This is a genomic window from Loktanella gaetbuli, assembly GCF_020531945.1.
In the GTDB taxonomy this organism is placed as follows: Bacteria; Pseudomonadota; Alphaproteobacteria; order Rhodobacterales; family Rhodobacteraceae; genus Loktanella; species Loktanella gaetbuli.
This window is the reverse complement of record NZ_JAJATZ010000001.1, coordinates 115,362-141,358: the sequence shown is the minus strand read 5'-3', so window position 1 is coordinate 141,358 and position 25,997 is coordinate 115,362. Positions and strand designations below refer to the sequence as shown.

Sequence of the window (25,997 nt, the reverse complement as noted above, 5' to 3'; positions counted from 1 at the left end):
TTTCGTTAGAACGTTGGCGCAGCCGTGATCCGGTCTCAGGCAGTGGTGCCTGATCCCAGGTCGGGCACTGACAGGGTTCCGCCCGATACGGCAGCGCGCACGCCCGTGGTGCCGGGGCAGGACGTGGGCATCCCCCGTGCAACACGCACGGCCAGATAGGCGAATGCCTGCGCCTCCAGCATGTCACCGTCCAGACCTGCATCCTCGACCGGGCGCACGCGGGCCCCTGTGGCTGCGTCAATCATCTGCATCATCGTCGGATTGTGACGCCCCCCGCCGCAGACCCAGATCATCTCGGGTGGTGCGGGGCAATGACGCAAACCTTCGGCAACACTCAGCGCGGTGGCCGCCGTCAAGGTCGCCGCCGCATCCGCGTCCGACAGCACCGACACCGCCTGCGCCAAGTGTTGGAACGTGTCGCGGTCCAGTGACTTGGGCGGGATCTTGTAAAAATAGGCGTGCTGCAAGAAGTCAGCGACGATGGCGTCGTCAATTTCGCCCTGTGCTGCCAATCGACCGCCCTCGTCCCGGGGGAAACCGGTGCGGGTCAGCATGACGTCATCCAGCAGCGCATTCGCAGGTCCGGTATCAAACGCCAGCAGCGCGCCGTCTTCCTCGGGCTTTTGATACGCGGGATCGATCCATGTCAGGTTCCCGACACCGCCCAGGTTCAGAAACGCCAGCGGGCGGTCCGCCTTCATCCATTTTGCCAGGGCAAAGTGATAGAACGGGGCCAGTGGCGCACCCTGCCCGCCCAGCCGCACATCCGCACTGCGAAAATCCCAGACCACAGGCACGCCCAGCGCCTGTGCCAATGCAGCACCGTCGCCCAGCTGGTGCGTCCCCCGACCAGCGGGATCATGGGCCAGTGTCTGACCGTGAAACCCGATCAGGTCCACGTCTGCAAACCCCGACAACAGCACGTCATGCCCCTTGGCCACGACTCGTGCGGCCGCGGCCACGTCGTCGTCCGGCCACAGCCCCAAGGCGGCCCGCAAGGTGGCGCGTTCGCGATCCGAATATTCGCGGTAGTCGCTGTCGCCAAAGCTGCTGATCGTTTCGCCGTCGGTCACGAGCACGGCTGCATCGATCCCGTCCAGCGACGTGCCCGACATGGCCCCCAGTGCACGCACCGGCCCTTTGATCTTCATGGTCTTTCCCTCGGACAAGCTCGCGGCTATTGATGCCAATTCAACGCCAAGGGAACAAGCCATGACCTATCACCCCAAATCGGATTTCATCGCCACGATGATGGAGCGCGGCTTTCTTGCCGATTGCACCGATTATCAGGGCCTTGATGACGCGCTCAGCAAGGGGGTTGTGCCCGCCTACATCGGCTATGATGCCACGGCGGCATCGCTGCATGTGGGTCACCTGATGAACATCATGGTCCTGCGCTGGCTGCAAAAAACCGGGCACAAGCCGATCACCCTGATGGGCGGCGGCACGACCAAGGTGGGTGACCCGTCATTCCGCAGCGATGAACGCCCCCTGCTGGGCCCGGACCAGATCCAGTCCAACATTGACGGCATGGGTCAGGTCTTTGCCAAATACCTCTCCTATGGTGACGGGCCGACCGACGCGATCATGCTCAACAACGCGGAATGGCTGGACCAGCTGAACTACCTCGATTTTTTGCGCGACATCGGACGGCATTTCAGCGTGAACCGGATGCTGGCGTTCGAGAGCGTGAAATCACGGCTGGACCGCGAACAATCGCTGTCATTCCTCGAATTCAACTACATGATCCTTCAGGCCTATGATTTTCTGGAACTGAACCGGCGCTATGGCTGTCTGTTGCAGATGGGCGGATCGGACCAGTGGGGCAACATCGTCAACGGAATCGACCTGACCCGCCGGGTGGCCGATACGGAAATCTACGGTCTGACCACGCCGCTGCTGACCACCAGCGACGGACGCAAGATGGGCAAATCCCAAGGCGGTGCGATCTGGCTGAACGGCGACATGCTGGCCCCCTACGGATTCTGGCAGTTCTGGCGCAACACGACGGATGCGGACACGGCCAAGTTCCTGAAAATCTTTACCGAACTGCCTGTCGATGAATGCGACCGACTGGGTGCCTTGCAGGGGTCCGAAATCAACGCGGCCAAGATCATCCTCGCCAACGAGGTCACGGCATTGCTGCACGGACGCGCCGCTGCCGAAGCGGCCGAGGCCACCGCGCGCGAGGTATTCGAACAGGGCGGTGTGGGTGATGATCTGCCCACGCTTGATCTGCCCGCAGCGGATCTGGGCGATGGCATGTCCATCGTGCAGTTGATCGTGCGCAGCGGTCTGGCCGGGTCCGGCAAGGAGGCCAAGCGCCTGATCGCTGAAAACGGCGCACGCCTGAACGATGAACCGCTTTCGGACGCGAGCCTGATGGTCACGGCCGACATGCTGGCCACCCCGATGAAACTGAGCGCGGGCAAGAAACGCCACGCACTGGTGCGCCTGACCTAGGCCAGCGCCCAGAACACCAGCAAAGGCAGGCAGGCCATTGTCGCGACAATGGCCGCCGCCAGCGCCGTGGGGCGCGGTGCCTCGGCCCTGATGCCCAGAACGGTTTGCGATTTTGCCAAGGTTCCACCTTTCTGTCTTGGTGCGATTAAGCAGCCCTTAGCTTTCGATAGCGTTAATCGGGCCATGAAAATGGCTGTCCATCTTGCGCTGATGCAATCCCCCGACATGGGCCGTGCGCTGACATCGCTGGGCCGCAGCGCGGACCTCGTGACCACGGATACAGGTCATGCGCTGGTGATCCGCCGCAGGTTCGGACTCTTGGGTGAAATCCGTTTTTCCTCGCAGGGGCCGGTGTTTGCGGATCAATACACGCTGGCGGACCGGGTGGCGCTGCTGCGCGCTGCACGGCTGCATCTGCTGAACGCTACAAAGGGGACGCAGGCCGTCTGCCGCGCTGCAGGCTTTGCCCAGGTGATGACCCCTGCGACGACCGCGATCCTACCGGTGGCCCCCGATCGTGACGCGCAAATGCGCATGGCACATGGCAAATGGCGCAATGCGGCCCGCGCGGCGGCCCGCGCCGGGCTGACGCTGACGCGATCCCCGCTGGACGGCGAACATGCATGGCTGTTCGCGCGAGAGGCTGCGCAACAAAATTCGCGCGGCTATCGCGCCCTGCCCCCCGCACTGACACGGGCCTATGCACAGGCAAATCCCGGTCAGGCACAGGTTTTTACCGCGCATCAAAACGGCGCACCCATCGCCGCCATGCTTGTTCTGACCCATGGCGCGTCCGCGACCTATCAGATCGGCTGGTCCGGCGACGCGGGTCGGCGCGCGCGGGCGCATCACGCGATCCTGATGGCCGTCACGGATTGGCTGCGTGACACGGGGGTCGCCACGCTGGATCTGGGCAGTCTGGACACGCGCCATGCACCCGGTCTGGCACGGTTCAAACTGGGATCAGGTGCTGCCCCGCTCACCTTGGGCGGCACATGGGTCAGATGGCCCCGACCATCCGACGCGTTTCGGCGGTGGCAGCGTCCCCGCCAATCATTGTAGGCTGTTCCCGACACAAGAATGGAGCAGGCCGATGACCCGATATGTCGTCTATGACGTGTTTACGGACACCCCCTTTGGCGGCAACCAATTGGCCGTGTTCCCTGACGGCGAAGGTGTCAGGGACAGCGATCTGCAAAAGGTCGCGGCGGAATTCAATTTCTCCGAGGTTGTGTTCGTATATCCGCCGGGTGACCTGCGGCACACGGCGCGGCTGCGGATCTTTACGCCGACGATGGAAATCCCCTTTGCCGGTCATCCGTTGATCGGAACTGCGGTGGCCCTGTCAAAACTGGGATTCCCGTCGGACATGACCCTCGAGACCGGCGCAGGACCCATCATCTGCGATGTGACGGGTGACCGCGCGGCCTTTGTCACGACGAATCCACTGAACCGCGCGGATGAACCGGCGGTCGATCTGGTCGCACGCGTGCTGGGGCTTGCCGCCTCCGAGATCGACACGCAGACGCATCGCCCGGTGCAGGCAGGTGTCGGCCTGACGTTCACGCTCGTGCAACTGACGGACAGGGCCACCCTGTCGCGCTGCGCCCCCGACACGGCAGCAATGAAACAGGCAAGAGACCTGCACCCCGCCAGTCTGGATTTTGCCACCCTTGCCTACGTCAAGGACGGCGATGAAATCCACGCGCGGATGTTCGCGCCGCTCGACAACATCCCCGAAGACCCCGCCACCGGCAGCGCTGCGGCTGCCTTGGCCGCGCTCTTGCGTGATGTGACCGGAACCGATCAGACGCTGACAATCCACCAGGGCTACGACATGGGGCGTCCATCGGTCATTCATGCGCAGGCCGATGCCGGCGCTGTGCGGATCACCGGTTCTGCCTGCCAGACAATGGAGGGTCGTCTTGTCATCTGAACCACCCAGCCTGCTGCCACTGTGCGCCTATGACATCTGGTCGGATGGCACGGCGCAACCCTGCGACAGCTTTGGCATTACACCGTCCGCGGGTGCGACCTATCGCTGGCTGCACCTTGATCTGTCGGATGCGGCATTGCGCGGCTGGTCGGCTGAAAACCTGCCGCCGCTGGCCAGGCGCACCCTGCTGGCCGACAAGACGCGGCCGCGCACGGATCACGGTGACGGCGGCCTGACCGTCACCCTGCGCGGGATCAATCTGAACGAAAACGAAGAAGATGCCGACATGGTATCCCTGCGCATCTGGCTGACAGGCACCCTGATCGTCACCGTGCGGCGCCAGCGCGTATATGCCGTCGAGGAATTGCGCGACCGGATCGCTCGCAACGACGCACCGCACAGCACCGATCACATGCTGGCCCGCCTGACAGAGGCACTTGTCGCGCGGGTCGAACAGATCGCATTCGACCGCGAGGATCTGGCCGACGACATGGAAGATTCGGTCTACGAGGAAAACCGCCAGCCGCTCACCGACCTTGCCCCCTTGCGCCGCGAGATCATCAAGCTGCGCCGCCATGTGTCACCCTTGGCAGATACGCTGCAACAGCTGGCACAACTGGACACAGACCTAATCGCGGACGATCTGCGCGCGCGGATGCGCGATACCGCCAGCCGGTGCCGTTGGTCATTGGAAGAATTGTCAGAGGTGCATGACCGGCTTGAGGCAATGGCCGATCATCTGGACGCCGTCGCTGCGGCCCGTCTGGAACGCAACGGGTATCGGTTGTCGATCGTGGCCGCGATTTTCCTGCCACTGGGGTTTCTGACGGGTCTGTTCGGGGTCAATGTCGCGGGCATGCCTGGCGTGACCTACGACCATGCCTTTGCGATCCTGTGCATCGGCATGGTCGTGATCGGCGTCCTGTCAGCTGCCGTGATGCGCTGGCTGCGCTGGTTTTAGCCGAACAGCACTGGCGCGCCGGTCTGGCGATGGATGTCGTTCACCGTTTCGGTTTCCAGCTGCAACTGGTCTGCGAAATCGCGCAGGAACTCGGCCTCCTTGATGTGATCGAGGTCGATGGCGGCCAGCGCCATTGCATAGACCTGTGCCTCTGCCCCGACCGGGACCATTTCGGCCAGCTGCGCGACACTGATGTCGGCGGCCATAGCCTGTTCGACAAAGGCGCGTTCCTCGGCCGTGGCGTCATCCAGATGTTCCATGATGCGGTGGCGTTCGGTTTCGTCCATCTGTCCGTCGGCCTTGGCCGCCTGCACCATCGCAACCAGCATCACCGCGGCCAGACCCTCTTGTTCTGCGGTCGGCTCGATCGGGTCCTCGGGCGTTTGCTGGAATTGCGAATTCAGCGTGCGGCCGAAGCCGCCACCGCCATTGCTGCTGGCCCCGGCCAGACCGCCCAACAGGCCGCCCAGACCGCCGGCGCCGGCCAGACCACCCAGGGCACCGCCACCCGATCCGCCGCCGGTCAGACCGCCCAGCATACCGGCCAGACCGCCGCTGGACCCGGCACTCCGTGTGCCTGTCTTGGCCCCTTGCAAGCTTTCAAGCAGGCCGCCCAGACCGCCTGATCCGGTTTTGCCCCCTGCCGACCGGCTGCCGCCGCCCAGCATGTCGTCCAGCATGGTCCCGGATTTCCCTTGTTTCGCGCTACGTGTCAGCGAGGCTGCACCCTTGGCAACGGCAACCCCGACAGCCACGCGGGCCAGTGTTTTCATCAGACTCATGTCAAATATCCCCAAAGTCGAACCAGTTCAGGCAAAAGCTGGCACATCTTGTGGCAACTTGCCATGCAAATGGGCGGACGTGGTAGCCCACCGGCGAAAATCTGGCTAAAGGTAGCCGCACAACCGGCGGAGAAGCCATGACCCAATCAATCCAGTCCCGCGCCGCGACCGCCGGTTTGCGGATGACCGGCCAGCGCCGCACCATCGCAAAGGTGTTGGACGGTGCCACCGACCACCCGGATGTCGAAGAACTGCACCGCCGCGCCATAACACTGGATGCGCGCATTTCGCTGGCGACCGTTTACCGCACGGTGAAACTGTTCGAAGAAGAAGGCATTCTGGAAAAACACGATTTTGGTGATGGGCGCGCCCGGTACGAACACGCCGATGGGCCGCATCACGACCATCTGATCGACATGACCACCGGACAGGTGATCGAATTCGTAGATCCCGAGATCGAGGCGCTACAAGAACGGATTGCCCGCAGATTGGGCTATCGCTTGCAGGGACACCGTCTCGAACTTTACGGTGAACCCATTTCCCCCGAAGAGAACGCCGAGTGATCGGCGGGGCTGGTCCCCACCCCTGCGTCAGCATAGTCATGCGCGCAGATCAACGGAGCATGCCATGAACAATCTACGCGGCGGCGGGCTGATGGTGCTGGCGATGCTGGGCTTTGCCATCGAGGACATGTTCATCAAACTGCTGGCCGACACGATGTCGGTCGGTGCGATCCTGATGTATCTGGGGCTGGGTGGTGCGCTGGTGTTCGGCGCGCTGAGCCTCAAACGCGGCGATCCTCTGCTGTCGCGCGACCTGCTGCATCCGATGGTGCTGCTGCGCAACGGATGCGAGGTGCTGGGCACGGTCGGTTTCGTCACGGCCGTCGCCCTGACGCCGATTTCGTCGGCCAGCGCCATCATTCAGGCGATCCCGCTGTTCGTGACTGCGGGCGCGGCCCTGTTTCTGGGCGAAAACGTCGGCTGGCGGCGCTGGGTTGCCATTGCCATCGGATTTTGCGGTGTCATGCTGATTATCCGGCCTGGTCTGGACGCATTCCAGCCCGCGTCGCTGTTCGCACTGCAAGGTGCTGTATTTCTGGCGGGCCGTGACCTTGCCACGCGCGGCGTGCCGCGCAGCGTCAGCAGCATGCAACTGTCGACCTACGCCTTTGCGGTGATCGTGCCCACCGGACTGGCCGTCGTGCTGGCAACCGACCAGACACTCTCTGCCCCGCATGGCGGTGCCATAGCGCTTGTCGGCTTGACCGTCGTCGTCGGTGTGCTGGCATATTATGCCATCGTCGCCGCAACCCGCATTGGTGACGTGTCTTTCGTGGCCCCATTCCGCTATTCCCGGCTGGTCTTCGCCTTGATCGTCGGCACCTTGGTCTTTGGCGAACGACCCGATGCCTGGGTCCTGACCGGATCGCTGATCGTGGTCGGCTCCGGGCTTTATACTCTCTTGCGCGAGGCGCGGCGCGGCCGCGCTTCCCTTCGACAACCACCATTGGTATGACCCCGATAACGCTAACATCACCGAAAGGCCCACCCATGAGCAGCATCATCGACATTCACGCCCGCGAAATCCTTGACAGTCGTGGCAACCCCACGGTCGAGGTTGATGTCACCCTCGAGGACGGCACGATGGGCCGTGCTGCCGTGCCGTCAGGTGCCTCGACCGGCGTGCACGAAGCACACGAGCGCCGCGATGGCGACAAGAACCGCTACATGGGCAAGGGCGTAACCGAAGCGGTTGCCGCCGTGAACGGCGAGATCGCCGACGGACTGCTGGATTTCGACGCCACCGATCAGGTCGGCATCGACCTGACGATGATCGAACTGGACGGCACCGACAACAAGAGCCGTCTGGGTGCCAACGCGATCCTCGGCGTGTCGATGGCCGTGGCCAAGGCAGCCGCCGACTACACCACGCAGCCGCTGTTCCGCTATATCGGCGGCACATCCGCGCGCACCTTGCCCGTCCCGATGATGAACATCATCAACGGCGGTGAACATGCCGACAACCCGATCGACATTCAGGAATTCATGATCATGCCGGTCGCCGCGGACAACATCCGCGAGGCCGTCCGCATGGGCGCAGAAGTATTCCACACCCTGAAAAAGGAACTGTCCGCCGCAGGCCACAATACAGGCATCGGTGACGAGGGCGGCTTTGCCCCCGGCCTCAGCTCCACCCGCGAGGCGCTTGATTTCATTTTGAAATCCATCGAAAAGGCCGGGTTCAAGCCGGGCGAGGACATGTACCTCGCACTCGATTGCGCCTCGACCGAATACTACCGCGATGGCAAGTATGAGATGAAGGGCGAGGGCAAATCCCTGACCTCTGCCGAAAATGTCGATTACCTCGCGCAGTTGGTGTCGGACTATCCGATCATCAGCATCGAGGACGGCATGGCCGAAGACGACTGGGACGGCTGGAAGGCCCTGACCGACCGTCTGGGCGACCGCATTCAGCTGGTCGGCGACGATCTGTTCGTCACCAACCCCAAGCGTCTGGCCGAAGGTATCGCCAAGGGCAGCGCCAACTCCATGCTGGTCAAGGTCAACCAGATCGGCACGCTGACCGAGACGCTTCAGGCGGTCGACATGGCGCATCGTGCACGGTTCACCAACGTCATGTCCCACCGTTCGGGCGAGACCGAGGACGCGACGATTGCCGATCTGGCCGTTGCCACAAACTGCGGCCAGATCAAGACCGGTTCGTTGTCGCGTTCCGACCGTCTGGCAAAATACAATCAGCTGATCCGCATCGAGGAAATGCTGGGCGACACGGCCATCTACGCCGGTCGGTCCATCCTGCGGTCTTGATCGCAACTGCGGTGCCTGCCCTCCCTCGTGGCGGGCACCGCGACATCCCATCCGGCACGCCTGACGTAAAGTCATGTCATCACCAAGCTTTACGTAGGGTTATGCGGGCGGCTACAGATGCATCCGCAGGGAGAGCACCGTCACACGTGAAGATATTTGAGGGAGAAGACCGCGAAATGGAGGGATCACCGGATCGGCTGATGCACATGAGCACGGCGCAATTGATCAGCTATCTTGATCTTGCTCCGCATCCCGAAGGCGGTTGGTTTCGCGAAACATGGTCCCACGGGGATGGCCCAAGGGCGAACATCACTGCAATTTATTTTCTGCTGGCCAGGGGCGAATCCAGCCATTGGCACCGCGTCGACACGCCAGAAATCTGGCTGTTTCACGCAGGCGCGCCGCTGGTCCTGTCGCGTGCCGCGACCGAGGCCGGTCCGGCAGAGGACGTCATCATGGGGCCTGACCTGGCGTCTGGCCATATTCCACAGGTCGCCCTGCCGCCCATGGAATGGCAAGCGGCCCGCACCACGGGGAACTGGACCTTGTGCACTTGCATCTGCGCGCCGGGGTTCGAATACGCGGGCTTTGAATTAGCCGAACCCGGTTTCGACATTCCGCGCTACTGACAGGTCTCGACGCCACCTCCTGCGGTCGGCCATAAGCATGCCATGAATGACATCACCCAAGGATTGGCAGAGGCAGCACGACTGGTCGTGACGCGTGACCCCGATCTCGTCAACATCAGCCTGCTGTCACTGCGTGTCACGTTGACCGCACTCGTCATCGCCAGTGCGATTGCCATTCCGCTGGGCACAATGCTCGCTATTCAGCGTTTCCGGTTCAGACGAACGGTGATCGCGGTTCTGAACGCGCTGATGGGTTTGCCACCCGTTGTCGTGGGATTGGTCGTCTACGTCATGCTGTCGCGGGCCGGGCCACTGGGCGTCTTGGGTTTGTTGTTCACGCCCTCGGCCATGATCATCGCACAGGTCATCATCATCACACCTCTGATCGCATCGGTCACACATCAGGCCATGCGTGACCTCTGGGCGGAATATCACGACCTGCTGATCTCGATGAACACCACAAAGGCACAGCGCATCGCAACCCTGATGTGGGACGGTCGCCGCACGCTGCTGACGGCAACACTGGCAGGTTTCGGACGCGCGATCGGCGAAGTCGGTGCAATCATGATCGTGGGCGGCAACATCGACAACGCGACCCGTGTGCTGACCACCGCAATCGCACTGGAAACCGGCAAGGGAAATTTTGCGCTGGCCCTTGGTCTTGGCTTCGTCCTGATCGGGCTGGCAATCGTGGTCAACCTTGCGATTCATGCCCTCAGCCGGACCGAACGCGAGGGCCGCTGGTGACCCGCCTCCTGCCCCTCCACCTGTCCGGTGCCACGGTCCGCCGCCGCGGAAAACGCCTGCTGGGTCCCGTTGACCTGACACTCGACGCAGGCCGGTTGACCGTCCTGCTTGGACCGAACGGATCGGGCAAGACGACGCTACTGCGTGTCATGCACGGCGTGGAACGCCTGAGCGAGGGCCGGATCACCTGGTCCGGCCCCGATGACATCGTGGAACGCGATCAGGCCTTTGTCTTTCAGACCCCGATCATGTTGCGGCGGTCGGTGTTGGCCAATCTGGCCTATCCGCTCAAACTGGCGGGCGTTGGCAGGGCCACTCGCAATGCATTGGCAAGGGACTGGGCCCAGCGGATCGGCCTCGGCGATGCTCTCGATACGCCCGCCCCGCGCCTGTCCGGCGGCGAACGGCAGAAGCTCGCCCTTGCGCGCGCTTTGATCCGCAAGCCGCAGGTTCTGTTTCTCGATGAACCCTGCGCCAGCCTCGACGGTGCGGCCATACGCGACATCGAGGATCTGTTGCGGCAGGCCCGCAGCGATGGAATCACGATTCTCATGGCAACACATGACATGGGTCAGGCCCGACGCCTTGCGGATGACGTCATCTTCATGGTCAGTGGTGCTGTACATGAACGGGGCAATGCCCAGACGACGCTCGCATCCCCTGAAACCAAGGCCCTACGCGCTTTCTTGAACGGAGACATTTTACCATGACACGGCACATACCACTGCTGGCCCTCGCAACACTGATCGCTACCCCGGCAATGGCAGAGGACCTGCGCCTGGCCGTCACGACCTCATTCGAAAATTCTGGCCTTGCCGATGTGCTGCTGCCCGCCATCGCAGAGGATACGGGCATTAACGTGCAACTGCTCGTCGTGGGCACCGGACAGGCGATCCGACTCGGAGAGGCCGGCGATGTCGATGCAATTCTGGTGCATGCCCGTGCCGCAGAAGAGGCCTTCGTCGCCGATGGCTATGGCACCGCACGCCAGCAGATCATGTACAACGATTTCGTGCTGATCGGTCCCGCAGCAGACCCCGCGTCCATTTCCAGCGCCGACACTGCGGCCGCTGCCCTGACCGAGATCAGCACTGCGCAGGCACCCTTTGTCAGTCGCGGTGATGACAGCGGCACGCACAAGGCGGAACTGGCCCTCTGGGCTGCCGCCGGAACCGATCCGGCCACCTTTGGAGACTGGTACAACGCCGTCGGTGCCGGCATGGGGGCCGCGCTCAATACGGCGTCCGGCCTTAACGCCTATATCCTTGCCGATCGCGCGAGCTGGCTGAATTTCGGGAACAAGGGTGATCTGGCGCTGCTCTTTGCGGGTGATCCCGCGCTGTTCAATCAATACACCTTCATCCCTGTGAACCCGGACGCACAGCCAGACACCAACATCGATGGCGCAACGCGCCTTCAGGACTGGCTGATCTCGGACCGCGCACGCGACCTGATCAACAGCTACACCATCGCGGGTGAGCCACTCTTCGTCTTCAATGCCAACGCTGCCCCCTAGAGGTCGGCAGGCGTATCATCTTGCCGAAAATACTCGCGCCGCAGGCATCGGGTTTGCACTGCAAACCCGACAGCCCGCTCAGTCCTCGGTCACATGGATCGCGAATTGCTCCAGTCCTGCGTCCTGCGGCGCAATCGCGCGATAGCCTTCGCGCACACCGCCATCGGTCAGTTCGCGGCTGACGGTCAGTAGCGTGTTGGGGTCATGTTCGTCGCACAGATCCATCATCTGGGCGATTTCCTCGGCCGCGACAGGGCGCGCTGCATCGAGGTCCGGGGCACCGTAGACACTGACGAAATGTGCCGCCAGCGCGTCCGTCAGGGCCGTCACCTCGGCCTGTTCAACCGTCGTCACGGCAACGAAACTGCTGCGACCCGCCGTCTCCAGACCGAACCACCCGTTTGCAAAGGCCTGCCGGGCCTTGCCGACCAGATCGCCCTCGGTCCAGTTTGAAAACTCGAATCCGCCGGAAATGCACCATTCCCCGGTGCGTGCAGGATTGTGGAAAACGCGTGTGTCGCTTTCGTCAAAATGAATGGCGCGGGCCAGTTTCATGCGGTTTCCTTTATCAGGGTGGTCAGGGGGACAAGCGTGGTATCATCACCGGACCGGAGCAAGGCGCCAAAGCTTTCGTCCAATCCCAGCAAATGTGCCGACCGGCCCGCCAGCGTCACGTCCTCGCCCATGCAATGTACCAGCCCGACATAATCGCGGTGCAGCGGGGCCGGTCCGTCATGGGTCCATGTGTCCAGCCATGACAGGCTATGGCGCACCCATGCCGACAAAAGGTCCGGGGCCGCCACCTCGGCGCAGCCTTCGGCATAAAGGGCTGTCTGGTCCGGTGAAGCGCCACCTTCGGTGTCGCGCGGCCACAGATCCAGCGTCAGACCGATCACCAGCCAGTCGGGCGTGGCGTCACCCGCGCAGTCAGGCGCGTGCAGCGTCAGTTCCCCGCAGCGCCCGCCGTTGACATAGATGTTGCCGTCCCAGCCAAGGTGGATCGCCACGACCGGCGGTGCCAGCGTGCCCAATGCGTTCTGGAACCCCACCGCACACAGCGGCAGCATGACCGCCGCCTGTGCCAGCGGCACCTCTGGAGCGAACAAGATCGCCGCCCGCAGCCGGTCGCCGGCTAGATCATAACAGACCAGACCGGGGTCAGCGCCGGCCTGCCCCGCCGCAATCGCGGCGGTGACAGGACAGGTTCCCGCACAATCCAAACCTCGGAACAGCGGCGGGAAATCAGGCATCAGGCGCGGCCGTCGGCAATCAGCGCACGGGCGACATCACGGAATGCGGTCGCTTGGGCGCTGTCGGGGTCAGACACGACGATTGGCGCGCCGCTATCCGCGGCCTTGCGGATCGACAGGTGCAGCGGCACCTCGGCCAGCAGTGGCACACCCAGCTTCGCGGCCTCTGCCGCGACACCGCCGTGCCCAAAGACATGTTCCTCGTGACCGCAGTTGGTGCAGATATGCGTCGACATGTTTTCGATCATGCCCAGGATCGGCACATGCAGCTGGTTGAACATGTCGATCCCCTTGCGGGCGTCCAGCAGCGCGATGTCCTGCGGCGTACTGACGATGATCGCACCATCGACCTGCGCCTTTTGCGCAAGCGTCATCTGCACGTCCCCCGTTCCCGGTGGCAGATCCACCAGTAGCACGTCAAGCGCGCCCCACTGTACCTGCGTCATCATCTGCTGAAGCGCACCCATCAACATCGGGCCACGCCAGACGACGGCCTGATCCTCGTTGGTCATCAGGCCGATGGACATCATGGTCACGCCGTAATTGCGCAGCGGCAGGATCGTCTTGCCGTCGGGGCTAGCCGGACGACCGGACACACCCAGCATCCGGGGCTGGCTGGGGCCGTAAACATCGGCATCCAGCAGACCCACCCGCCGCCCCTCGGCGGCCAGTGCACAGGCAAGGTTCGCCGTGACCGTCGATTTGCCCACGCCACCCTTGCCAGAGGCGATGGCGATGATCCGGTCCACACCCGGAATTTTCTGCGGCCCCTGCGGCTGGGACGCGCGCTGTGGTTTCAGGTCCGGCGGGGCGGCGGGCGTCGCATGGGCCGTCAGCACGACACTGACGGTCTCTATTCCATCCAGCGCCCTGATCCCGGCTTCGGCCTCGGTCTTGACGGCCTCGTAGTCGGCAGCCCGGCTGGGCGGAATTTCCAGCACGAAACGCACGGTGCTGCCATCCACGTTCAGCGCCTTGACCGCACCTGATGCATTCAGCGGCCCGCCCGAGACGGGATCGGTGATGCCGGCCAAAACTTTTTGGACGTCGTCGCGGGTTGCGGTCATTGCGGGCCTTCGATCTTGCCGGTGACGACGTGTTCGAAATCCAGACCGTCGATGGTCAGCACGACCTTGGCATCGAACGTCTTGCCAGTCGTCTCCGCGTTGCGCATCGCTTCCTCGATCGCCTGCTGGCTGGTCACACCGACCTGCTTGAGAAACTTGCGCATCGACATGTTGAAATTCTCGTCGCTCATCGGATTCTCCTAGTGATCTTTACGTTTGGAAAAATAGTCTTCGCTGCTGCGGGGCTTGGGCCGTTCACCACCGCCCAGCGGGTTGTTCTGGCTATGATACTGCGCATTCACGCGGCAGTTGTCGCACATCTGGATCATCCGCAAGGCGTCGGGGTTCGGGAACATGGAATGCCCCGCAAGCTTGGCCGTCACGGCCTCGATCGTGGATTTGACACCGAACAGGCTGCCGCAGGAAATGCAGGCAAAGGGTTCTTCTTCGTGCACGACCGTCTGGGTCAGCGCCGCATCGGTCAGGTTCAGCCGCGGTTGCAGCGTGATCGCCTGCTCTGGGCAGATGTTGGCGCACAACCCGCATTGCAGGCAGGCGTCCTCTTGGAATCGTAGCTGCGGATGGTCGGGATTGTCCCCCAGCGCACCGGACGGGCACAGAGAGACACACGACAGACACAGCGTGCAGGCGTCGGTATCGACCAGCACAGCACCATAGGGCGCACCGGCGGGCAGATCGATGACCGTGGCCTCCGGGTTCAGCGTCTTGGCCGCCAGACGCGCGACCTGACGCCGCCGTCCCATCTGCAAGGCAGGTGTTTCAACCACAGGCCCCGCATCCGCATCAAAGAGCACATCAGACAGTGCATCGGGATCATTCAGGTCCAGCAAGGTGACAGCCGCGCGCCCGGCAATGGCATTCGCCAGCGCGGTCTGCGCCACGGGTGCCTCGCGTTCGGTCTTGGGCGACAGCAGGATCGCCACGTCGGCAAATCCCGCCCCCAGTGCCGCCAATGCCTCGGCATGGCCAAAGCCCGCGAGGGCTGCGACCTGAAGCGGGATCACATCAGCGGGCAGACCCCGACCGAACCGCGCCGCGAGGCCGATCATCTGCGCGCCGTGATCCGCATCATGCACCAGCAGACGGGGGGCTTGGCCCCCGGCCTTGCGATAGGCGCTGGCAAGGGTGTTCAGATGCCGGAACGTATCGTCGGTGCTGGGGGCGTCGAAACTGATCGCACCGGATGGACAAACAGCACTACAGGCCCCGCAGCCCGCACAGATCGCGGGATCGACGGTCACATGGTCGCCATCAGGCGTGATCGCCCCCGTCGGACATAGATCCAAGCAGTTCGTGCAGGCGGTCTGTTCCGCCCGGCTGTGTGCGCACAGCGATTCCTCCATGCGGACATAGAGGGGTTTTTCGAATGTGCCGATCAGCTGCGACGCGGCCAGCACGACGTCGGCCACAGCCGTCTGGCTACCGGGGTCGGCCCGCAGGTAACCGTCACGCTTGGCGTCGGCGGCAAACAGCGCCCCTGCCCCGCGCAGGTCCAGGATGATGTCGCAGCCCGACCGCGCACCATTCTGCGGCGGGGTCAGGGCGACAGGACCACGACCGCCGGGGATCGTCTGGCGCAGCCGGTCGAATTTCGTCTCGAACTGGCCCAGCGACCCGGTGGCCTGCGACAATTCGCCCGTCACCGTATCGTAGCCGCTGTGCAGATCGACCTCCCAACCATCAGGCATCAGCAGGGTAACACCCAGGATCGGGGCCAATTGTTCCGCCGCGCGGACGGCCACATCCGAAACCCCGAGGATGAGGCATGTGCCGTCACTGACCACATCCATCGACCGCACTTCGCCGCGGGGCAGAACACCCTCTGCCAGCAGGGCGGCCTGTTTCGCCGTGGCTGTCTCGTCGGCCGTCCAGCCGGCCCGGTCGCGCAGGTCCACAAAGGTCGGCACCGTGGCCCCGATATCGTCGGCAAGTTCAGTAAATCTTGGCGCTTCTTGCTGGCAAGCTATCACCACATCGCCCTGCCGCATGGCGGTCTCGGCAAGGTCGATCTGGGCATCGCACAGGCTGGTATGACAAGCCGAACAGGACAGCCCAGTCGCAGCCGTCAATCCGGTCCCGTCGACGCGCTGACTGCCCAGGCAATCGCAGATCAAAACTGTCTTGGTCATGGCTCTCTCCCCGGCGCAGGGCACCTGATACCAGCGAAAGCAAGAGATCGTAAACACCCATACTTTCAGCAATTTTTTGCACCGCCATTGCTGCACCGCAGCATGGGCCACAGGCATCTTGCATGCCGTTGAATACCATTTTTTGCTTGCAGAGCCAGGCGACCTCCTGCGACACTGCACATAGCCAAGACTGCCGGAGGTTTCTCCGGACCCAGCCAAAGAGACCGGGACCACAATGACCGTTCGTCGCAAATTGCGTCTGACAACGCCTCATCAAGAGTCGATGCCAATTGGCGTCGTCGTGCGTCGTGCGCCGGGCGTGACCCGCTGGGCAAAGTGGTCGTGGAAGGCAACCGACGTCCTGCCGGGTGCCGGGCCAGCAGACTGGACCACGTTACGCACCGTGGATGGTGTGACCTATTTTCATGTGGCGACGCTGGACGTCGATCTGCATGCCTCTGACACCGAGGCCTATGTGCACGAATTGCAGACGCGCTGCCCTTCGCTTTACATCATCATGCGGGCGGACACGGCGCGCAGCGATGCCCCGTTGCGGTTGGTGTCGGTCACGGCCTCTCCCTACGAGGCGCAGGATTATGCCGACAATGGCGAGGACATCGTCGAAAAGGTCGCGATGCCGGCCGCAGTGCGAAACTGGGTCGAGGCCTATGTCGCGCGGCATCACGTAGAGGTGCCATTCGTGAAACGCCGGCGGGATCGCCAGCGCGTTGACGCAACCCAGGACGGGATTGGCGATCACCGGATCAACCAGACGACAGATGTTTACCGCGCACCCACGACGCACGAGACCCAGTCGTGACTGCGGTCGCATCCTTTTTCGCTCGCAGGCGTGCGGGCCTGCGCGCCGAGGCAGAAGCCGAATCAACACGCGCCGCCGGTGTCGAAACCTGTGAAGCGCATCAGGTCGACCTTGACGCACTGCCCGAAGAGGACGTTCTGCGTCTGCTGGACCTGCCCGATCCCGATACGCTGAAGGCAGGGGACGATTTTACCGCCTTCATGGCGAAAACCGTGCCCGCCTATCTGCGCAAACGTGCGCTACGCAGGCTGTGGCGGTCGAACCCGGTGCTGGCCTGTGTCGACGGTTTGAATGACTACGACGACGACTACCTCGCCATGGCGCGGGATCAGGGGCCTTTTCAGACCAGCTATCAGGTCGGCAAGGGCCTGCTGAAGCATATCGAACGGATCGCCGCACAAAGCGCCCCGACCGAAGAGGTGGCCGATGCTGTCGCACCAGCGGCCGAGCCGGTCGAGGACGAAGTACAAACGCCAGACCTGCCCCAGCCTGTTGCCTATGCCGAGGCAGAAACTGAGGCTGACGCGCAGTCCGACGACATACCACCCGCACCGCGTCGGATGCGGTTTGCGTTCGATGAGGGGGCGGCATGACCGATCTGTCAGCAGAGGACCGGCTGCGCGCCGACCTGTACAATTTCCTCGGGCTGATCCTTTCGGGACCGCCCGACCAGTTGTTGCTGGACCAGACCGCACAATTATCCGGTGACGAAACGGCGCTGGGATCGGCGATCAACGGGTTGGCCGCAGCGGCACGCAAGGCCAAGCCCAAGGACGTGTCGCGTGAATACAACGCACTGTTCATCGGTTTGGGCCGTGGTGAACTGCTGCCCTACGCGAGCTATTACCTGACCGGATTTCTGAACGAAAAACCGCTGGCGCGCCTGCGGCGCGACATGATGGACCTGCGGATCGTGCGTGCTTCAAACGTCTTTGAACCAGAGGACAATGCGGCATCGCTGATGGAAATGATGGGCGGCATGATCGTGGGGCGCTTTGGTGCCCCCGTAACCCTGGCCGCGCAAAAGGATTTCTACGCCAAGCATGTCGGCCCTTGGGCCGGACATTTCTATGATGACCTGCGCAAGGCGAAATCGGCAGAACTATATACCCATGTCGGTGCCGTCGGCACCGCATTCATGACAATCGAAAAAGAGGCGTTCCGGCTTGCTGCCTGAACGTAATGACCCTGCGGGGACGCCCGCACACAAACTGGGAGGACGACCAATGACGGAAGACACCAAAGGCACCAACCGCCGCGGATTTCTGAAACTTGCCGGGACTGCCGCGCCCGCCGCCATTGCGGCGGTGGCAATCGCAAAGCCCGATGCGGCCCAGGCAAAGCCGGTCGACCTGTCCTCGACCACCATTCAGGACACCGAGCATACGCGCACCTACCTGGCCAGCGCCCGCTTCTGATTTCAACGCCGACCGCCCATCGGCGGATCGCAGGAGGATACCATGCTTCGCAAAAAGACAGATAACAGTCGCCGTGCCCGCCCCGGCATTTCCAGCGACAAGGCCCGTGGCACGATCGACCGGCGCGGATTCCTGCGCGGGTCCGGTCTGGCCATCGGTGGATTGTCGGCCATTGCCGCAACCGGCGGTGCCGTGACGCCGGCCAGCGCACAGCAGGTCAGCAACGCCAACGTCCAGACGATCAAATCGGTCTGCACCCATTGCTCGGTCGGTTGCACCGTTCTGGCAGAGGTCGATAACGGCGTCTGGATCGGTCAGGAACCCGGCTTTGACAGCCCGTTCAACCTCGGTGCCCATTGCGCCAAGGGTGCATCCGTGCGCGAACACGCCCACGGTGAACGCCGCCTGAAATACCCAATGAAAAAGGTCGCGGGTGAATGGATCCGCATGTCGTGGGAAGACGCGATCAACGAAATCGGCGACGGCATGATGAAGATCCGCGAAGAAAGCGGCCCGGATTCGGTCTATTGGCTGGGTTCTGCCAAGCATAACAACGAACAGGCCTACCTGTTCCGCAAGTTCGCGGCCTACTGGGGCACCAACAACGTCGACCATCAGGCACGGATCTGCCATTCGACCACGGTGGCCGGTGTGGCGAACACATGGGGCTACGGCGCCATGACGAACAGCTACAACGACATCCACAATTCCAAGGCGATCTTTATCATCGGCGGCAACCCGGCCGAGGCGCACCCGGTGTCATTGCTGCACGTACTCAAGGCCAAGGAAGAAAACAACGCGCCGCTGATCGTCTGCGACCCGCGCTTTACCCGCACGGCGGCACATGCAGACGAGTTCGTGCGTTTCCGTCCCGGCTCCGACGTGGCGCTGGTCTGGGGCATCCTGTGGCATATCTTTGAAAATGGCTGGGAAGATCAGGAATTTATCCGCACCCGCGTCTGGGGCATGGACGAAATCCGCACCGAAGTCGCAAAGTGGACCCCCGAAGAAGTCGAGCGCGTCACCGGTGCCCCCGGTGAGCAGTTGGAACGCGTCGCCCGCACGCTGGTCAATAACCGCCCCGGCACCGTCATCTGGTGCATGGGTGGCACACAGCACACCAACGGCAACAACAACACCCGCGCCTACTGCATCCTGCAGTTGGCACTGGGCAACATGGGCACCGCCGGTGGCGGCACCAACATCTTCCGCGGCCACGACAACGTGCAGGGTGCCACCGATCTGGGCGTTCTGGCCGATACGCTGCCCGGCTACTATGGCCTGACCGAGGGTGCCTGGGCCCACTGGGCCCGCGTCTGGGACGAAGACCTTGAGTGGCTCCGGGGGCGTTTCAGCCCGGCGATGGTCGGTGAGACCGCGATGATGAACCTGACGGGTATTCCCGTCAGCCGCTGGATCGACGGCGTGCTGGAGGACGCAGCCAACCTCGACCAGCCCGACAACACCCGCGCGATGGTGCTGTGGGGTCACGCACCCAACAGCCAGACCCGCCAGAAGGAAATGGTCACGGCCATGGAAAATCTGGACATGCTGGTGATCATCGACCCCTTCCCCACCGTGTCAGCTGTCATGCAGAACCGTCAGGATGGTGTGTGGCTGCTGCCGGCCACGACGCAGTTCGAAACGCGCGGCTCTGTCACCGCGTCCAACCGGTCGTTGCAGTGGCGCGATCAGGTCGTCGATCCCCTGTTCGAGAGCAAGCCCGATCACACGATCATCAAGCTGTTCGCGGACAAGTTCGGTTTCTCGGATCGTCTGTTCCGCAACATCGCTGTCGAAGGCGACGAACCGAACATCGAGGACCTCACCCGCGAATTCAACCGCGGCATGTGGACCATTGGCTACACGGCCCAAAGCCCGGAACGCCTGAAGATGCACATGGCAAACCAGCACACCTTTGACCGCACGACACTGCGCGCCAACGGTGGTCCTGCTGACGGCGATTTCTACGGCATGCCCTGGCCTGCATGGGGTACGCCGGAAATGAACCACCCCGGTTCGGCCAACCTCTATGACATGTCGCTGCCGGTGGCAGAGGGCGGTCTGCCGTTCCGCGCCCGTTTCGGCGTGGAACGCGATGGCGACAACCTGCTGGCCGAAGGCGTCAGCAACCCAGGGTCGGAAATCGAGGACGGTTATCCCGAATTCACCATGGCGATGCTGATCGAACTGGGCTGGGACAGCGACCTGACCCCCTTTGAGCGTCGCATGATCGAATGGGTCAGCGGGTTCAGCGATACCCGTCCCGGCACCGAAGAGGTCGGCGAGACCAGCCAGACGGGCGAACTGCCGTCCGACTATCTGGACAAGGTTGGCGGCGTGAACTGGAAAACCGACCTGTCGGGCGGCATCCAGCGGGTCGCGATCCTGCATGGCTGCGCGCCCTACGGCAACGCAAAGGCCCGGGCCGTGGTCTGGACATTCCCTGACCCGGTGCCGATCCACCGCGAACCGCTGTACACGAACCGGCGCGATCTGGTCGCGGAATTCCCGACCTATGACGACAAGAAGTTCTGGCGCGTGCCGACGATGTATTCGTCCATTCAGGAAAACGACTTTTCGCAGGATTATCCGATTATCCTGACGTCCGGTCGCCTGGTTGAATACGAAGGCGGCGGCGACGAAACCCGGTCCAACCCCTGGTTGGCCGAGCTTCAGCAGGAAATGTTCGTCGAGATCAACCCGCGCGACGCCAACAACCTGGGTGTGCGTGACGGTGCGCAGGTCTGGGTCGAAGGCCCGGAAAAGGGCCGCGTCAAGGTGGCCGCCATGGTCACCGAACGCGTGGGACCGGGTGTCGCATTCATGCCGTTCCACTTTGGTGGCGTCATGGAAGGCGAGGACCTGCGGTCGCGTTATCCCGAAGGGGCAGACCCGATCGTGCTGGGTGAGTCGACCAACACCGCACAGACATATGGTTACGACAGCGTCACCCAGATGCAGGAAACCAAGGCCACCCTCTGCAAAATCAGCGCAGCGTAAGGAGAAATATTATGGGACGCGCAAAATTCCTCTGCGACGCCGAACGCTGCATCGAATGCAACGCCTGCGTTACAGCCTGTAAAAACGAACACGAGGTGCCTTGGGGCATCAACCGCCGCAAGGTGGTGACCATTCAGGACGGCAAACCGGGTGAACGGTCCATTTCGGTGGCCTGCATGCATTGTTCCGATGCGCCCTGCATGGCCGTATGTCCGGTGGATTGTTTCTACCAGACGGCTGACGGTGTGGTGCTTCACTCCAAGGACCTGTGCATCGGGTGTGGTTACTGTTTCTACGCCTGCCCCTTTGGCGCGCCGCAGTACCCGCAGGCCGGCAACTTTGGCAGCCGTGGCAAGATGGACAAATGCACCTTCTGCGCCGGCGGCCCCGAGGAAAACCACAGCCAGGCCGAATTCCAGAAGTATGGCCGCAACCGCATCGCAGAAGGCAAACTGCCGATCTGTGCGGAAATGTGTTCGACCAAGGCGCTTTTGGCCGGTGACGGCGACGATGTGTCGGAAATCTACCGCGAGCGTACCGTCGCACGCGGGTTCGGTTCCGGCGCATGGGGCTGGGGCACAGCCTACGGCGAAAAGCAGGGCTGACCCCTGCTGCGGGGCGCGCGCCAGCGCGCCCCGATCACCACAATTTCTGACCGGGAGCGATCCATGTTGAAGGCCCTAGCCGCCCTATTCCTGACCCTTGGCCTGACCGGTCCGGCGTTTGCACAATACGTCGATCCGGCCGTCACTGGTGCTGCGCTCGCCGATGAGACGCCGGTTGACGCGGAAACCAACATTGGCGACCGCGCGGCCACGGGCGGTGCGCCCACGCTGGAGGACATCCTGCGTCGCCAGCAAGGGTTGTCCGTTGACGACAGCGACAGGCGCGCAAACACTGGTTTCGACAGCGATGTGCCCGCATCGGGTGTTCTGGGGCCTTCGGGCACCGCTTCCGACAGCGATCAGTGGCGCGCGCTGCGCTTTGACACCGCCGATGTCACCACAGTCAACAACGGCCCGGCCGCAAAGACCCTTATTCAGGATGGCGGCATGGTCTGGCTCGAGGCCCGCGATGGACCACTACCGTTCTGGGGTGCCGTGATCCTGTTGGGTTCGCTGGCCCTGCTGGTCATTTTCTACGTCCTGCGCGGTAAAATGCGCATGGATCACCCCCCGACCGGGCGTCGTGTCGAACGGTTCAAGGCAATCGAACGGTTTGGTCACTGGCTTTTGGCGACCAGCTTTGTCGTGTTGGGCGTGACGGGTCTGTTGTCCCTGTTCGGGCGCAAGGTGTTCATCCCGATCTTTGGCCACGACTCCTTTGCTGCTGTGGCTGCGGCCAGCAAGTGGGTGCATGACAACATCAGCTGGGCCTTCATGCTGGCGCTGGTGATGATCTTCTTCATGTGGGTGCTCAACAACATCCCGGACAAGACCGATCTGAAATGGCTGGCACGCGGGGGCGGCATGTTCGGCGGCGGTCATCCGCCCGCCAAGAAATTCAACGCAGGTCAAAAGCTCATCTTTTGGGCGGTGATCGTGTTCGGTGGCACCATTTCGTTGTCGGGTTTGTCGCTGCTGTTCCCGTTCGAGCTGAACCTCTTCGCCAAGACCTTTGGTTTCATCAACGACACGGGCGTCTTGGGCTGGGTCGGTCTGCCTGCCTTGCCTGCTGACCTCGCCCCTCAAGAGGAAATGGCACTGGCGCAGATCTGGCACGCTGCGATGGCGCTGATCCTGACCGCGATCATCTTTTTCCACATCTACCTTGGCACCGTCGGCATGGAAGGTGCGTTCGATGCCATGGGCAAAGGCGACGTGGACGAGGAGTGGGCCCGCGAGCACCACAACCTGTGGCTGGAAAAGGTTCGTCAGGAAACCCCTGAAAAGATCACGGAGGGACGCGCATGAAATCGTTTCTGGCCGCATTGGTCTGTGCTGGTATCATCACCGTCGCGGCCAACGTCATCCTGACCGAAACAACCCCGCTGTCATCACAAGAGGCCTATACCAGCGGGACCTTTGTGCGGGTCGGCGGCGAATAGGTTATTTCGGTATACGTTCGTATACGATCTTTCGGGTGGATTTCATTTGCGCTATGCAATGTGAAACCCACCCAAACGCGCCGGAGTGACCATGTCCAAAATCAAGGTAGCCAATCCGATCGTCGAACTCGACGGTGACGAGATGACCCGGATCATCTGGGATTTCATCAAGAAGAAATTGATCCTGCCCTATCTGGATGTGGACCTGCTGTATTACGACCTCAGCATCCAGTCGCGTGACGCGACCGACGACCAGATCACGATCGACGCCGCCCACAAGATCAAGGAGATCGGCGTCGGCGTGAAATGTGCCACGATCACCCCCGACGAAGGCCGCGTCGAAGAATTCGGCCTGAAAAAGATGTGGCGCAGCCCCAACGGCACGATTCGCAACATCCTTGGCGGTGTCGTGTTCCGTGAACCGATCATCTGTAAAAACGTCCCGCGTCTGGTCCCCGGCTGGACCCAGCCTATCGTCATCGGGCGACACGCCTATGGCGACCAGTATCGCGCCACCGACATGAAATTCCCCGGCCCCGGCACCCTGTCGATGAAATGGGTCGGTGACGACGGCAACGTCATGGAAGAAGAGGTGTTCAAGGCGCCCTCGTCCGGTGTCTACATGGGCATGTACAACCTCGACGACAGCATCGCGGATTTCGCGCGTGCCTCGTTCAACTATGGCCTGAAACGCGGCTATCCTGTCTATCTGTCGACCAAGAACACGATCCTGAAACAATACGACGGTCAGTTCATGATGTTCTTTCAGCACATCTATGACACCGAATTCCGGGACAAGTTCGAAGCCGCCTGCCTGTGGTATGAACACCGCCTGATCGACGACATGGTCGCCTCCGCGATGAAATGGTCGGGCGGCTATGTCTGGGCCTGCAAGAACTATGACGGCGACGTCCAGTCCGACACCGTCGCCCAAGGCTTTGGCTCTCTGGGCCTGATGACCTCCGCGCTCATGACCCCAGACGGCAAGATCGTCGAGGCAGAAGCGGCGCACGGCACCGTCACCCGCCACTATCGCAATCATCAGGCCGGCAAGGCCACGTCGACCAATTCCATCGCGTCGATCTTTGCCTGGACCGGCGGGCTGAAACACCGTGCGAAACTGGACGACAATGCCCAGCTTCAGGCCTTTGCCGAAAAACTGGAAAAAGTCGTCGTCGATACCGTAGAATCAGGCCAGATGACCAAGGATCTGGCCCTGCTCGTCGGCCCGGACCAATCGTGGCTGACGACCGAAGGTTTCCTCGAAGCGATTGATAAAAACCTGCAAGCGGTCATGTAGGCGCAAATTTCATGCATCTTGGGGCCGTCCCGACCGCGGGGCGGCCTTTTGCATGGACAGGTCAGTCATGTTGCCCTATTTGCCCTGCATGACACCATTAGACAAACATTCGCTGGCAGAAGACGTCCAAGGCATGACGCTGGGGGTGTTCCTCTGCGCGCTTGGACTGACATTTCTGACCCATCTGGGGCTGATTACCGGACAGACGGCAGGCGTGGCCGTGATCATCGCCTATCTCAGCGGCTGGTCGTTCGGACCGGTGTTCTTTGTGATCAACCTGCCGTTTTACATGCTGGCCTGGCGGCGGCTGGGACCCGCATTCACGATCAAATCCCTGATCTCGGTAACAGCCCTGTCGGTGCTGACCGAAATCATTCCGCAGAATCTGGTGTTTGCAACCCTGTCTCCGGCTCTGGGGGCCATTGCATTCGGATCGCTGACCGGTCTGGGACTGCTGGCCCTGTTCCGGCACAATGGCAGCCTTGGCGGTCTGGGTGTCGTGGCGCTGCTGGTGCAGGACACCACCCGGTTCAAGGCCGGCTACGTCCAGCTTGCCGTGGACGCCGTGATCTTTGCCCTCGCCCTGCTGCTGTTCCCGGCGACAGTCGTCATGTGGTCGCTGCTTGGCGCGGTCGTCCTGAACCTGATCATCACCTTCAATCACCGTCGTGACCGCTACATCGCGACGTGACACGCAGCACCTGTCGGGTTAGGTCAGCGCCATGCATTATCTCTGGCTCATCATCGCAATCGCACTCGAAACCATAGGCACCATGTCGTTGCAGGCCAGCCAGCAGTTCACACGGCTGTGGCCATCGGCACTGTGTCTGACCACATACGGCGCATCGTTCTATTTCATGGCGCTCGCACTCAAGGTCATGCCGGTCGGCATCGTCTATGCCATCTGGTCCGGCCTCGGGATCGTGCTCATCGCAGGCTTCAGTTATCTGATCTTTCACCAACGGCTGGATGGAGCAGCCGTTGCGGGAATAGCGCTGATCATGTGCGGTATCATCGTCATTCAGGTGTTCTCGGACACCACGGTGCACTAGGGCTGGCCTTTGGACGCTTGGCGCT

30 protein-coding genes are annotated in these 25,997 nt (G+C 62.4%); 22 read left to right on the top strand and 8 right to left on the bottom strand.

Annotated elements, in window-relative coordinates:
* Window positions 1-35 precede the first annotated feature (35 nt).
* Window positions 36-1,151, bottom strand: a complete 1,116-nt coding sequence (locus LGQ03_RS00665; protein WP_226746846.1) for an anhydro-N-acetylmuramic acid kinase — start codon at window positions 1,149-1,151, stop codon at window positions 36-38.
* Between the two features lie 61 nt (window positions 1,152-1,212).
* Between LGQ03_RS00665 and tyrS the strand changes: the two genes are divergently transcribed.
* Complete coding sequence (gene tyrS, locus LGQ03_RS00660; protein ID WP_226746845.1) at window positions 1,213-2,463, top strand: tyrosine--tRNA ligase; 1,251 nt, start codon at window positions 1,213-1,215, stop codon at window positions 2,461-2,463.
* Here the strand turns inward: tyrS and LGQ03_RS16610 are convergent.
* Window positions 2,460-2,582 (bottom strand): hypothetical protein, encoded by a 123-nt coding sequence (locus LGQ03_RS16610; protein WP_256212400.1) that lies wholly within the window; start codon window positions 2,580-2,582, stop codon window positions 2,460-2,462. The genes tyrS and LGQ03_RS16610 overlap by 4 nt on opposite strands.
* Window positions 2,583-2,652: 70 nt before the next feature.
* On the opposite strand from LGQ03_RS16610, the gene LGQ03_RS00655 reads away from it, so the two are divergent.
* From LGQ03_RS00655 to LGQ03_RS00645, 3 genes are read left to right on the top strand one after another with little or no spacing between them, the layout of a single operon-like run.
* Window positions 2,653-3,525, top strand: coding sequence for a GNAT family N-acetyltransferase (locus LGQ03_RS00655; RefSeq protein WP_226746844.1), 873 nt, complete (start codon window positions 2,653-2,655; stop codon window positions 3,523-3,525).
* A gap of 31 nt (window positions 3,526-3,556) precedes the next feature.
* The gene (locus LGQ03_RS00650; protein WP_226746843.1) at window positions 3,557-4,399 is read left to right on the top strand and encodes a PhzF family phenazine biosynthesis protein; all 843 of its coding nucleotides are present in this window, start codon (window positions 3,557-3,559) and stop codon (window positions 4,397-4,399) included.
* Entirely contained in the window at window positions 4,389-5,360 is a 972-nt protein-coding gene (locus LGQ03_RS00645) for a CorA family divalent cation transporter (protein WP_226746842.1), read from the top strand. Before LGQ03_RS00650 ends, LGQ03_RS00645 begins: the two co-directional genes overlap by 11 nt.
* Here LGQ03_RS00645 and LGQ03_RS00640 read toward each other — a convergent pair.
* Window positions 5,357-6,142, bottom strand: a complete 786-nt coding sequence (locus LGQ03_RS00640; protein ID WP_226746841.1) for a DUF533 domain-containing protein — start codon at window positions 6,140-6,142, stop codon at window positions 5,357-5,359. The genes LGQ03_RS00645 and LGQ03_RS00640 overlap by 4 nt on opposite strands.
* 137 nt (window positions 6,143-6,279) lie before the next feature.
* Between LGQ03_RS00640 and LGQ03_RS00635 the strand changes: the two genes are divergently transcribed.
* From LGQ03_RS00635 to LGQ03_RS00605, 7 genes are all read left to right on the top strand, one after another.
* Window positions 6,280-6,705: a Fur family transcriptional regulator gene (locus tag LGQ03_RS00635; RefSeq protein WP_226746840.1), complete on the top strand. Its 426-nt coding sequence runs from the start codon at window positions 6,280-6,282 to the stop codon at window positions 6,703-6,705.
* 64 nt (window positions 6,706-6,769) lie between these two features.
* Window positions 6,770-7,660 (top strand): DMT family transporter, encoded by an 891-nt coding sequence (locus tag LGQ03_RS00630; protein WP_090158779.1) that lies wholly within the window; start codon window positions 6,770-6,772, stop codon window positions 7,658-7,660.
* A gap of 35 nt (window positions 7,661-7,695) precedes the next feature.
* Window positions 7,696-8,973, top strand: coding sequence for a phosphopyruvate hydratase (gene eno, locus LGQ03_RS00625; protein WP_226746839.1), 1,278 nt, complete (start codon window positions 7,696-7,698; stop codon window positions 8,971-8,973).
* Window positions 8,974-9,149: 176 nt separating this feature from the next.
* A complete protein-coding gene (locus LGQ03_RS00620; protein WP_226746838.1) occupies window positions 9,150-9,602 on the top strand; it encodes a cupin domain-containing protein in 453 nt (150 codons plus the stop codon).
* Between the two features lie 42 nt (window positions 9,603-9,644).
* A complete protein-coding gene (locus tag LGQ03_RS00615; RefSeq protein WP_226746837.1) occupies window positions 9,645-10,349 on the top strand; it encodes an ABC transporter permease in 705 nt (234 codons plus the stop codon).
* Window positions 10,343-11,059, top strand: coding sequence for an ATP-binding cassette domain-containing protein (locus tag LGQ03_RS00610; protein ID WP_226747258.1), 717 nt, complete (start codon window positions 10,343-10,345; stop codon window positions 11,057-11,059). Before LGQ03_RS00615 ends, LGQ03_RS00610 begins: the two co-directional genes overlap by 7 nt.
* A complete protein-coding gene (locus LGQ03_RS00605) occupies window positions 11,056-11,865 on the top strand; it encodes a substrate-binding domain-containing protein (protein ID WP_226746836.1) in 810 nt (269 codons plus the stop codon). The genes LGQ03_RS00610 and LGQ03_RS00605 overlap by 4 nt, the downstream gene beginning before the upstream one ends.
* A gap of 78 nt (window positions 11,866-11,943) precedes the next feature.
* Here the strand turns inward: LGQ03_RS00605 and LGQ03_RS00600 are convergent, their stop codons facing one another.
* The 5 genes from LGQ03_RS00600 to LGQ03_RS00580 are packed head-to-tail and all read right to left on the bottom strand — an operon-like array spanning window position 11,944 to window position 16,332.
* Window positions 11,944-12,420, bottom strand: a complete 477-nt coding sequence (locus LGQ03_RS00600; RefSeq protein WP_090158783.1) for a DUF6505 family protein — start codon at window positions 12,418-12,420, stop codon at window positions 11,944-11,946.
* A complete protein-coding gene (locus LGQ03_RS00595; protein ID WP_226746835.1) occupies window positions 12,417-13,115 on the bottom strand; it encodes a biotin/lipoate--protein ligase family protein in 699 nt (232 codons plus the stop codon). Before LGQ03_RS00595 ends, LGQ03_RS00600 begins: the two co-directional genes overlap by 4 nt.
* Window positions 13,115-14,182, bottom strand: a complete 1,068-nt coding sequence (apbC, locus tag LGQ03_RS00590; RefSeq protein ID WP_226746834.1) for an iron-sulfur cluster carrier protein ApbC — start codon at window positions 14,180-14,182, stop codon at window positions 13,115-13,117. The genes LGQ03_RS00595 and apbC overlap by 1 nt, the downstream gene beginning before the upstream one ends.
* Window positions 14,179-14,373 carry a DUF6494 family protein gene (locus LGQ03_RS00585; protein ID WP_226746833.1) on the bottom strand — a complete coding sequence of 65 codons (195 nt, stop codon included), beginning with the start codon at window positions 14,371-14,373 and terminating at the stop codon, window positions 14,179-14,181. The genes apbC and LGQ03_RS00585 overlap by 4 nt, the downstream gene beginning before the upstream one ends.
* A gap of 9 nt (window positions 14,374-14,382) precedes the next feature.
* The gene (locus LGQ03_RS00580) at window positions 14,383-16,332 is read right to left on the bottom strand and encodes a 4Fe-4S binding protein (RefSeq protein WP_226746832.1); all 1,950 of its coding nucleotides are present in this window, start codon (window positions 16,330-16,332) and stop codon (window positions 14,383-14,385) included.
* A 283-nt stretch (window positions 16,333-16,615) separates the two neighbouring features.
* Between LGQ03_RS00580 and LGQ03_RS00575 the strand changes: the two genes are divergently transcribed.
* The 11 genes from LGQ03_RS00575 to LGQ03_RS00525 all read left to right on the top strand — a co-directional run bounded on the left by LGQ03_RS00575 (window position 16,616) and on the right by LGQ03_RS00525 (window position 25,972).
* Window positions 16,616-17,152, top strand: a complete 537-nt coding sequence (locus tag LGQ03_RS00575; RefSeq protein WP_226746831.1) for a DUF3305 domain-containing protein — start codon at window positions 16,616-16,618, stop codon at window positions 17,150-17,152.
* The gene (locus LGQ03_RS00570) at window positions 17,149-17,745 is read left to right on the top strand and encodes a DUF3306 domain-containing protein (RefSeq protein WP_226746830.1); all 597 of its coding nucleotides are present in this window, start codon (window positions 17,149-17,151) and stop codon (window positions 17,743-17,745) included. The genes LGQ03_RS00575 and LGQ03_RS00570 overlap by 4 nt, the downstream gene beginning before the upstream one ends.
* Window positions 17,742-18,329 carry a TorD/DmsD family molecular chaperone gene (locus tag LGQ03_RS00565; RefSeq protein ID WP_226746829.1) on the top strand — a complete coding sequence of 196 codons (588 nt, stop codon included), beginning with the start codon at window positions 17,742-17,744 and terminating at the stop codon, window positions 18,327-18,329. The genes LGQ03_RS00570 and LGQ03_RS00565 overlap by 4 nt, the downstream gene beginning before the upstream one ends.
* 49 nt (window positions 18,330-18,378) lie before the next feature.
* Window positions 18,379-18,570 carry a twin-arginine translocation signal domain-containing protein gene (locus tag LGQ03_RS00560; RefSeq protein ID WP_090158790.1) on the top strand — a complete coding sequence of 64 codons (192 nt, stop codon included), beginning with the start codon at window positions 18,379-18,381 and terminating at the stop codon, window positions 18,568-18,570.
* Window positions 18,571-18,612: 42 nt separating this feature from the next.
* Window positions 18,613-21,573 (top strand): formate dehydrogenase subunit alpha, encoded by a 2,961-nt coding sequence (locus tag LGQ03_RS00555; protein WP_226746828.1) that lies wholly within the window; start codon window positions 18,613-18,615, stop codon window positions 21,571-21,573.
* A gap of 11 nt (window positions 21,574-21,584) precedes the next feature.
* Complete coding sequence (gene fdh3B, locus LGQ03_RS00550) at window positions 21,585-22,178, top strand: formate dehydrogenase FDH3 subunit beta (protein ID WP_056031309.1); 594 nt, start codon at window positions 21,585-21,587, stop codon at window positions 22,176-22,178.
* A gap of 63 nt (window positions 22,179-22,241) precedes the next feature.
* Entirely contained in the window at window positions 22,242-23,486 is a 1,245-nt protein-coding gene (locus LGQ03_RS00545) for a formate dehydrogenase subunit gamma (protein ID WP_226746827.1), read from the top strand.
* Complete coding sequence (locus LGQ03_RS00540) at window positions 23,483-23,620, top strand: hypothetical protein (RefSeq protein WP_226746826.1); 138 nt, start codon at window positions 23,483-23,485, stop codon at window positions 23,618-23,620. The genes LGQ03_RS00545 and LGQ03_RS00540 overlap by 4 nt, the downstream gene beginning before the upstream one ends.
* A 91-nt stretch (window positions 23,621-23,711) precedes the next feature.
* Complete coding sequence (locus LGQ03_RS00535; protein WP_226746825.1) at window positions 23,712-24,920, top strand: NADP-dependent isocitrate dehydrogenase; 1,209 nt, start codon at window positions 23,712-23,714, stop codon at window positions 24,918-24,920.
* Window positions 24,921-25,008: 88 nt separating this feature from the next.
* Window positions 25,009-25,611, top strand: coding sequence for a YitT family protein (locus LGQ03_RS00530; protein ID WP_226746824.1), 603 nt, complete (start codon window positions 25,009-25,011; stop codon window positions 25,609-25,611).
* Window positions 25,612-25,642: 31 nt separating this feature from the next.
* Window positions 25,643-25,972, top strand: coding sequence for a DMT family transporter (locus tag LGQ03_RS00525; protein ID WP_090158794.1), 330 nt, complete (start codon window positions 25,643-25,645; stop codon window positions 25,970-25,972).
* Window positions 25,973-25,997: the final 25 nt, after the last annotated feature.